Genomic DNA, 8,113 nt, shown 5'->3' with positions numbered 1-8,113 from the left:
GACACAGAATTTTGAACACCCTCGCTGGATATCACCAAACCTTATCTGATCTCCAACTGCCAGGACAATATTTGAAACCAGCGAGCTAAAACCTTCACTAGATACCAATAACTCATAATTACCAGCCGCGATGCTGTCAATTTCAAATTCACCATTGGCATCGGAAAAACCAGAATAAGAGCTTGCCCCACTCAGCTCAACCGCAGCACCTGACAGAGGGAAACCACTATCTCCGTCCAAAACACGACCGGCAACCAAGGTTTGATCTGGTGCTGGCTTACTAACGGCATCTAACACCCTTAAACCCAAAGCCGTTAAATAAACATCCCCCTCAAAGCTACCGTTGCTATTTTGCAAACCAGCAAATGCGTCAAGTGATTCCTGGTGATTGTCACGCTCAAGCTCGACATTTAAAATTGATGACAAAGCAAGTGCTGAAGATTCAACACCTTCCCATAAATTATTAGAATCTTTCTGAGATGATAAGAAACTAATGCCATTATCTAGGGCACTGCCTAACTGATATACATTGCGATACAACCATAACGCGTTTACCACCATCGAAGTGGTTTCAACCTGAGAGTTGTTTCCTTTCAGAGACCAGCCACCATCTTGATTCTGTTGAGCGATAAGATAGGCCACCGCACCGCTGGATATTTCGTTGACTACACCTGTTTGGTTCAAGACTCGGAGAAAAGCCGATGTACTGATTAAATCACTGTCATAGTTAGCATAAGATCCCAGCCCCCCATCTACATTCTGCCGCCGATATAACTCAGCCACATCATCAAGCTGCCTTAATGATGAATTCGTAAGCAATAAATATGAAAGAGTTTCCGTGTTGAGATCACCAGCCTCGCCTATACCGCTTAAATATGCCTGAGCAGCCTGGACTGTTGCAGAATTCACATCGCCGATCTCACCAATGGTAACCACTGACTCAGCTGTTGATTGCCAGGCAAGACTTAAATCTGTTGAAAGTGAAATACTCCCATCAGGATTTGCATTGCTTTCTAAGAAATCCGCATCTGACGAATGAGATGACGGCACTAGCGATACGAAGAGAAGAAGCTGGAGGACGAAAAATCTAAAACTGGCGGCGGAAATTGATCGCATTGCAAATCCTTATGCATTCAAATAGACACCTGAATGGTACATACACTTTGTTACAAAATAAAGTATCTCCTGCTAATAGTGGGCGTACATAGTGGTCGACTATATGCAGCATCGCTACTTCCAGCCCTTTAGCAGGTTGACTAAATCACTCAAGCCCGCACGCAATCGGGCCTCCTTTCAAGATCGCTGAGCCATATATCATTGGTTAAAAGGCGGTTTCCTATTTCAGGCTATAGCCAAAGTTCCTAAAGCCGTCTCCATAGCGCTTTGTGCGAACCTTAGCGAGGTAGCTTAGCTGCCTGAAGGCTCCGATTAATGAGTTCGGATCTCCATTGCTGAAGCTACAAGCACTCTTCTCAGGGAAGAATGCCAATCCATTACCTTCCACATCCCATAGACCTAACGTATCTAGCCAAGCCCGTGAAATCAGTCCTGCTATATTCCGAAGCGAAGTCGCATCGTAAAACCTTTGAGGAGAGTACGCATGGCCACTTACCATGATCGCCACATGGTAATGCGGTCTTCCATTTACGTCACCAAATTCCCTGCACCAAAGATAACGTGGGAACGCGGGATGGGCTCTTTCAGAGTTTCTGCGAATCACCAGTCCATTCAGTTTACTGTTAAACTCGCTAATACATGACGGATAAGGGTATACCTCAAGGTCCCACCAACTCGGGAACCTGAGATCTACGCGAATCATCGTTACCCTACCGTAACGGGCCGTTGTCTCATGCATCATCCTTTCAATGTACTCAAGATAACCTCTAATCATCGGATGATTGCCTTTAAGTCGATACCGCCCTTGATACTCACATGCAGGGATAACGATTTGATTGCGACTGGTGTAGTGACGTTTGTTCATCGTAACTCCTATATTTTTTTAGCTCATAGGAGTTGGTATCTCTGTATAAAATTATTAAGTGTTCAGTAGTAGATGACTTCTATCTCTTTGTTACGTAGTTCATCACTTATAAGGTTTTACTATTGGTTTTAGATTATTGATTAATGATAAATATGACTGCCCTGTAATATATATAACCTAAGCTTCACAGGCTCTGGCAGTAGTATGCCAGCTCCAAATACCCAACGAATCGTTGAGTATATTGATCACTTTTCACTCAAAACAAGAGAAACATCTGTAAAAAGTTAGGTGATACGAACGTAGTCGAATTACAAAAAATCTGAGCCATATATTACCCAGGTGAACCAGAAGTCGACGGCTTCAGGTTATCCCCAAAAGCCAACCTACGGAGATATGACAATGGCTCACCTGGTAGAACAAATGGCCTATACAGGCACCACCCCATGGCATGGCCTGGGAAATCAACTCACTGAAAACCAACCCCTCGAAGTCTGGGCTGAACAAGCCGGTATGAACTGGCAGATAGAAGAATGCCCTGTTCACTTCATCGCGTCAGGCAACCCCGTCATGGGAGAGCTGAAGCAGTACGACAACAACAAAGTCCTGTACCGCTCTGACACCAAAGAACCTCTGTCAGTCGTCGGCAACCGCTATAAGGTTGTTCAGCCTGAAGAGATTCTGGAGTTCTATCGCGATCTGACAGAACGCTCTGGCTTTCAACTCGAAACCGCTGGCGTCCTCAAAGGAGGCAGAAAGCTCTGGGCACTGGCCCGTACTGGGCAGACTGGTGCCATCAAAGGCAACGACCACATCAATGCTTACGTCCTCTTAGCAACGGCGTGTGACGGCACTATGGCAACCACCGCCCAGTTCACGAGTGTCCGAGTGGTTTGCAACAACACCCTTCATGTTGCTCTCCAGGATAAAGGAGGCTCTGTTGTGAAGGTACGCCATAGCACGGACTTTGACGCCAATAAGGTGAAGAACGGCCTTGGCATCTCGATCAGCAACTGGAACAACTTCATGTACGAGCTTAAGGCACTGAGCAACCGCAAGGTGACGCACAAAGAAGCCCTGACCTATATCGAGGGCGTGTTCACGAGCAATGGCCAGATCAGCCAGCGTGGAGCTAAGCGTGCTCTTGAACTGTTCGAAGGGCAAGGCTACGGCTCAAACCTCGCGTCTGCTGACGGCACCGCCTATGGCTTGGTCAATGCGGTTACTCAGTACGTCGATCACGAACGTCGAGCACGGGGTAACGATTACCGCCTGGATTCTGCCTGGTTCGGAATCGGTGCCCAGATCAAAGATCAGGCTCTGACACAGGCGCTCGCTCTGGTCGCCTGACCAACTCATCAGCCTAAGCACACTCACCAATACCACTTAAGCCCTCATATGCATCGCGTGTGGGGGCTTCTTTATTTGGAGATCCACTATGGAAACCATGACTGCAACACCGCATCGCGCACCACTCCGCCTAGTATCCACCAAGGAGATGTCGCGAGATGAATGGCTTGAAGCCCGCAAACAAGGTATCGGAGCCAGCGAGGCGGCTGCCGCTATCGGAATCAGCCCATATCAGTCTCAGCTTGAGCTCTGGATGATCAAAACCGGACGTTTAGCTCAAACCGAAGAAGATCCTTTCCAGTCACCACATGCGCCCATGTACTGGGGCAACATTCTGGAGCCCATCATTGCAGAGCATTACACGAAGCTCACCGGACGGAAGACGAGACGTGTGAATGCCATCCTACAGCACCCTGACAAGGAACTGCACTGGATGCTGGCTAACCTGGACTACTCCGTTGTTAGTGATAACACAGTTCAGATCCTGGAATGTAAGACTGCCGGGGAATACGGAGCCAAGCTCTGGAAGGACGGTGTTCCGCATTACTACCAATGCCAGGTTCAGCACCAATTGGCAGTCACCGGGAAACAGACCGCTGAAGTTGCCGTTCTGCTTTGTGGGCAAGAGTTTCGTGTTTATCGGATTGAACGGGATGACGAGCTTATTGCTCAGCTCATTCGAATGGAGCGCGAGTTTTGGTCTTACGTCGAATCGGACACGCCACCTCCCGCTGACGGTTCAGACTCAGCAGATCAAGCCCTTCGTGCGCTCTATCCACGAGACACAGGCGAAACGATCAATCTCAAGAATGACCCGGTACTGAATGAAGCTTTCGACGGCCTGATTCAGGTGCGGGACTCGCTGGACACCCTCAACCAGGAAGAACGTTCTCTGAAACAGTTCATTCAGCAAAGCATGGAAGATCACTCAAGGGCTCTTTTTGCTAATGGCTCAGTGAGCTGGAAGCGCAGTAAGGATTCCGTATCGCTGAACACCTCAGCCGCTTTGAAAGCTAACCCGTCTCTTCTTGAGCAATACCCACTTCAACGGCCTGGCAGTCGCCGGTTCTTAATCAAACAAACCAACGAAGGAGCAGGATCATGATTAAAGGTCTCGCTATTACCCCTCCCACCATCGGGAGAATCAGTATCGGTCAGGTCATTGAACGCAATGGCCAGCGCCTTCCGTCCAAGGATGATCAGTTCACCATCACCCAACAGGTCCAAACCAAAGACGGCTGGATTACTCATCCACTGGACAAGCAACTCCGGGAAGAACAGAAGCAGGACAAGCTTCGCATTATCCCAGTGAAGGTTTTGTTCAGCGAGCCTGAGCTTAACCTTCGGTCAGAGTACTCCATGTTCGACCGCAGCAATGGCCGTTTACTATGTACCGGAAACGGAGACACCTGTAAGCGTGTCACGTCTGAAGGTACACAGGAACTCCCCTGCCCTGGGCCTGACGTGTGTGACTTCGGCAAAGGTGGCCTCTGTAAACTCTACGGGAGACTGAATGTTCTGATCGGAGACGAACAGGACTTCGGTAGCTTCGTGTTCAGAACTACAGGCTACAACAGCGTGCGGTCGTTGCTTGCCCGGATGATGTATTACCAAGCAGCGTCAGGTGGCCTACTACCCTACCTACCTCTGCAACTGAGGCTCCGTAGCAAAAGCACCACCATGAGCCGCAGAGCTCCGGTGTTCTATGTCGACATGGAACTTCGTAGCGGCACAAGCCTGAACGAAGCCATAGAGGAGGCAAACCGTCTGCATGAAGAAAAGCAGCAAGCGGGCTTTGATCAGACAGCATTGGATGCCGCCGCTCAGCGTGGATATGCCAATGGCTTATCGGAAGATCCGGAGGAGGAGATTCCGGGAGTCCTGGAAGAGTTCTACCCGGCGAGCCAGCAACCATCACACCAGGACGTCCCAACCGGTCAAAACGACATCATGGGGCGTCTCACTCAACACAACCAACAACACTAAGTGAGGTATCATCATGCCTAATACATTCCAACCGGGTGACCGTCTGATTGCCCGCAACGACTACCATAAGCTTCATGGTATCTACCTTGGGAAGAATCAGGTCATCACATACCCGGTCCTACCATCGTCTGAGTACCAAGCGTACTCGTTACAGCTCTTCTCGCTGGATCAGTTTCAGACGCACGGAGCGGTCACACTCTGTCTGAATGGCTCTGATACGCCTTCAGCCGAGTACGTACTCAACCGCGCACTAAGTTGTTTGGTCGAAGAGGATCTGGCCTTTGTGAGCAGTGAGGAGTTTGCGGACTGGTGCCACGAGGTCAGCTACCCAGTCCACACAACGGTTCCTAGCCGTCCGACTCCTTCTAATCCTCACGACCTCGTAGATGTCGCTCTCAAGTCAGCTTCTCTGGCGATCCCGTTCTTGGGTAAACGCCAGGGACTGATGCTTGGAGCAGGCCTTGGTATCGCGGGAGTCATCAATGAGGCCCTTAGGGGCTAGCAAAATAAACAGTGCAGCCGTTGCTGCACTGTTTATTTTTTTCATCTATCTATCATTCACCCATCACGCCGGGCAATACGCTCCAGAATCCATTCCTCGACTTCCGTCTCCACCCAGCCCACGGTTCTGGGCATCAGCTCCACGCTTCTCGGGAAGAGGTCTTCACTCATCAATTTGTAGATTGTGCTACGGCCCAAGCCTGTGCGGCTCATTACTTCAGACAGTCTGATAATCCTCATGACATCACCTCGTGCATTACGTCATGGGATGTGTCATGGCTTTAAAAAATTATGCGTAAGACTAATTGATCGTCACCAGCGAGAAGATGTTTACTTTAGGTCTCTCCGCTATTGCCAGATTCAAGCTTTCAACCCCCTGCTTCCTAATATGCTCAGCGCTTACGTTAAGAGCGCCAAATAAGTTCAGATATGATGACCAGGAGATAGGTAGGTGGGGGATGTCACCGAAAGCATCAAAAGATGACACAACATGGGGCGCATCGCAGGAGTCGCTGCGAGTTCGCGCTTGATCAACCCATCTTGAAAATCCTTCCGTACCCATTATCCCCTCATTGAAGAGCAAGACAAATAACCCGGAAGTATAATCAGCCAATTGTCTGGCGACTCTCGGTTCCACTTCGTCGTCCCATCTAGACCAATGCTCGGCATCGAGTATATTCACTACCGCAGCAGATAATTTCACATCCTTGCCCTGGACAATCGACCTGCAATTTCGAAGTGACAAACAGTAGTAGGAGTTCGCATCCACAACATCGAATGGGCGAATCCAGTTTCCACTTACAAGCCGGTTGAGAGCCCCACGAACTCTACCTACTTTCAGATTTAGAACTTCAGTGATCTCGCTAGAAAGGCATGACCATAGAGTTCCCCTGCCGACTTGTAACCACAGAGTGACTAGAACGAAAAGATCTAGGTCTCGACCTGGTACTTTAAAACGTCCACACAAAAGCTGCTCTACTATCTTCGGGCCGAATCCGTTCGGTTCCGCAGTACTCTGCTCTAAGTTTGGGGTCAACCAGTACTCTAATTTGGGCCTCCCGCGATCAAACGAAGAAACCTCTACTGTCCCGACAAGACCTACATCCAAGAGCTCACGAAGAGCACTTCGAGCCTTCGATTCGGACCAACGATTGAGCGCTGACAACTCTTTAACTGAGTAGCTTCGCACCATCTTGCGCACGACAAGTTGCCCCAACAAAAGTCTTGCCGGTGGTGACAGCTTTCCATTCGTAAGAATTATTTCCCTTAGCGTAAACATCAGTATCCACTGCATTTCAGTCGCTCAACCCTTGAAGCAACTGGCTTTCTAATTATGTGTAAAATACAATATTACTAGTAATATAATGACAATAGAATTTCAATATGGCAGGCCTTATGAGCCAAAACCCCGTTTTCAGTGTTGATAAAGTTGGCGACAATCCTCACACCTCCTGGATAAAAGCATCCGACAAAAACCAGCAAGCTTGGCTGCAAAATCAGATTTCAAAAAAGGTGTGCGACCGAGTAAAAGCTCAGGATCTAAACAACTACATTCAAGGTCGAAATGGCTTCTTTCATGATTTCGAGTTAACCAAAGCTCGAATGAAAATGATTGAGACGAACTGGCGGGCTCGCGAGGCAAAGAAGGGAAAATCAACGTTGACCATAAGCGCTCAAGCCAACAGGAGATTCCGCAAGCTTTGTAAAGAGGGTAACCTGAGTACTATTGAACTGTTCGACCGGATAGCCGAGCAGTACACTCAGCCAATGCCAGATCAGATCACAGCACCCGGAACGGTAGCATCCACGCGCAGCTCTTCCGATGCTTTTGTGGCCATTAGTAGAATCCCTGCGCTCACCAGTCAGCTCGAAGAGCTGGCAAGACTGTATGAAGAGAAATCGCAAGCGGCATGGAGGAGACATCAAGCACTCGCCGATGTGAACGGGCTTGACCTCATCCCCGACGAGCTAAGCGAGGCAAACCAAAAGCTTTCACAAGAGGAAGTTGATCGGTTTAAGTCTTTGACAGGTCAAATTAGAGACGGGTTGAATGCTCTGAATGAATCATGCGGACTGTGACTTTCAATTAAGCGATGAGACTGGAATCCCAATACCGTAATCAATTTGACGATCAAGAGACAAACTTGGTAGTGCCAAAGGGGGATACATTGGGGGATGATACGTAAGGCAGAAACAAAAAAGCCCCGCAGTGCGGGGCTTTTTTAGAAATAAGTGGCGGAGGGATAGGGATTCGAACCCTAGATAGGCTACTAACCTATGCCGGTTTTCAAGACCGGT

The 8,113-nt window shown here is 48.8% G+C and carries 9 protein-coding genes; 5 read left to right on the top strand and 4 right to left on the bottom strand.

What is annotated here, in order from left to right:
• A partial coding sequence (locus B2R29_RS02905; protein WP_301179706.1) for a carboxypeptidase regulatory-like domain-containing protein occupies positions 1–1,116 on the bottom strand: 1,116 nt, incomplete at its 3' end.
• Positions 1,117–1,336: 220 nt separating this feature from the next.
• Positions 1,337–1,855, bottom strand: coding sequence for a YagK/YfjJ domain-containing protein (locus B2R29_RS16930; protein WP_414716601.1), 519 nt, complete (start codon positions 1,853–1,855; stop codon positions 1,337–1,339).
• Between the two features lie 525 nt (positions 1,856–2,380).
• On the opposite strand from B2R29_RS16930, the gene B2R29_RS02900 reads away from it, so the two are divergent.
• The 4 genes from B2R29_RS02900 (at position 2,381) to B2R29_RS02885 (ending at position 5,816) form a co-directional block, all read left to right on the top strand.
• Complete coding sequence (locus tag B2R29_RS02900) at positions 2,381–3,328, top strand: DUF932 domain-containing protein (protein ID WP_301179705.1); 948 nt, start codon at positions 2,381–2,383, stop codon at positions 3,326–3,328.
• Positions 3,329–3,416: 88 nt separating this feature from the next.
• On the top strand, positions 3,417–4,433 hold the full coding sequence (locus B2R29_RS02895; protein ID WP_301179704.1) for a YqaJ viral recombinase family protein: 1,017 nt from the start codon (positions 3,417–3,419) through the stop codon (positions 4,431–4,433).
• Positions 4,430–5,314, top strand: a complete 885-nt coding sequence (locus B2R29_RS02890; protein WP_301179703.1) for a hydrolase or metal-binding protein — start codon at positions 4,430–4,432, stop codon at positions 5,312–5,314. The genes B2R29_RS02895 and B2R29_RS02890 overlap by 4 nt, the downstream gene beginning before the upstream one ends.
• A 13-nt stretch (positions 5,315–5,327) precedes the next feature.
• Complete coding sequence (locus B2R29_RS02885; protein WP_301179702.1) at positions 5,328–5,816, top strand: hypothetical protein; 489 nt, start codon at positions 5,328–5,330, stop codon at positions 5,814–5,816.
• Between the two features lie 56 nt (positions 5,817–5,872).
• On the opposite strand, the gene B2R29_RS02880 is transcribed toward B2R29_RS02885, so the two are convergent.
• Positions 5,873–6,055, bottom strand: coding sequence for an AlpA family transcriptional regulator (locus B2R29_RS02880; protein ID WP_301179701.1), 183 nt, complete (start codon positions 6,053–6,055; stop codon positions 5,873–5,875).
• Positions 6,056–6,116: 61 nt separating this feature from the next.
• The gene (locus B2R29_RS02875; protein WP_301179700.1) at positions 6,117–6,518 is read right to left on the bottom strand and encodes a hypothetical protein; all 402 of its coding nucleotides are present in this window, start codon (positions 6,516–6,518) and stop codon (positions 6,117–6,119) included.
• A gap of 680 nt (positions 6,519–7,198) precedes the next feature.
• Between B2R29_RS02875 and B2R29_RS02870 the strand changes: the two genes are divergently transcribed.
• Positions 7,199–7,894 (top strand): hypothetical protein, encoded by a 696-nt coding sequence (locus tag B2R29_RS02870; RefSeq protein WP_301179699.1) that lies wholly within the window; start codon positions 7,199–7,201, stop codon positions 7,892–7,894.
• Positions 7,895–8,113: the final 219 nt, after the last annotated feature.

This window comes from Thalassolituus sp. UBA3500 (assembly GCF_002377545.1).
Lineage (GTDB): Bacteria > Pseudomonadota > Gammaproteobacteria > Pseudomonadales > Oceanobacteraceae > Thalassolituus.
The sequence above is the reverse complement of the archived record's forward strand: the minus strand, read 5'-3'. Positions and strand labels throughout refer to the sequence as shown.

Excerpts from the sequence above, each read along its gene's own strand:
- B2R29_RS02900 (WP_301179705.1), top strand. The coding sequence starts at position 2,381 with ATGGCTCACCTGGTAGAACAAATGGCCTATACAGGCACCACCCCATGG.
- B2R29_RS02885 (WP_301179702.1), top strand. The coding sequence starts at position 5,328 with ATGCCTAATACATTCCAACCGGGTGACCGTCTGATTGCCCGCAACGAC.
- B2R29_RS02890 (WP_301179703.1), top strand. The coding sequence starts at position 4,430 with ATGATTAAAGGTCTCGCTATTACCCCTCCCACCATCGGGAGAATCAGT.
- B2R29_RS16930 (WP_414716601.1), bottom strand. The coding sequence starts at position 1,855 with ATGCATGAGACAACGGCCCGTTACGGTAGGGTAACGATGATTCGCGTA.
- B2R29_RS02895 (WP_301179704.1), top strand. The coding sequence starts at position 3,417 with ATGGAAACCATGACTGCAACACCGCATCGCGCACCACTCCGCCTAGTA.
- B2R29_RS02880 (WP_301179701.1), bottom strand. The coding sequence starts at position 6,055 with ATGAGGATTATCAGACTGTCTGAAGTAATGAGCCGCACAGGCTTGGGC.
- B2R29_RS02870 (WP_301179699.1), top strand. The coding sequence starts at position 7,199 with ATGGCAGGCCTTATGAGCCAAAACCCCGTTTTCAGTGTTGATAAAGTT.